This window comes from Methylobacterium sp. WL116, from assembly GCF_008039455.1.
In the GTDB taxonomy this organism is placed as follows: Bacteria; Pseudomonadota; Alphaproteobacteria; order Rhizobiales; family Beijerinckiaceae; genus Methylobacterium.
In genome coordinates, this window is record NZ_VRUV01001076.1 from 1 (window position 1) to 593 (window position 593).

At 76.7% G+C, this 593-nt stretch carries 1 pseudogene; it reads left to right on the plus strand.

Features of this window, described 5'->3' with window-relative positions:
• Positions 1 to 593 (plus strand): annotated as a pseudogene (locus FV223_RS29475) (ATPase); the annotation flags it as partial.

The window sequence follows — 593 nt, forward strand, 5'->3', positions numbered from 1 at the left end:
GCCCCCGCCCCGGCCGCAGGGCACGGCGCGCGGCTCTCCTCCGACACGGTCGCCTTCCGCGCCGAGCTGGCCCGGCGCAACATCGATGCCGTGCCGGTCTGCGAGCTCGCGGAGATCGTCGATCCGCATTGGGGGCCGGCGCTCGAGGGCCTGCTCGGCCGGGCGCGCGAAGCCCTCGTGGTCGCGCCCGACCGGCTCGAGGAGGCGCTCGGCGTGCTCCAGGGCAACCGCGACCGCTTCAGCCGCTGCATCCTGGTGAAGACGACCGACACCGCCGGCCAGCGGGCGCGCCGTTTCGACGACGGCCCGCTCTCGGTGATCGAGACCGACGACCCGCACGCCGCCGCCTTCCTCGGCGTGCGGCTCGGCGGCTACGATCTCGCCCGCGACGACGCCGAGCTGCGCCGGATGAGCCGCGCCGTGGCGCCGAGCGGGCGCACCACCGCCGGCATGGCCTACTCGGTGACCCGCTCGGTCGACCTGCTGATGACGCGCGGCCAGCGTGGCCCCACCGCCGAAGGCCGGCGCAACCACGAGGTCGCGGTGGCGGAGGCCAAGCGCCTGCGCGGCGAGGCCGTGGTCCTGCGCGAGGC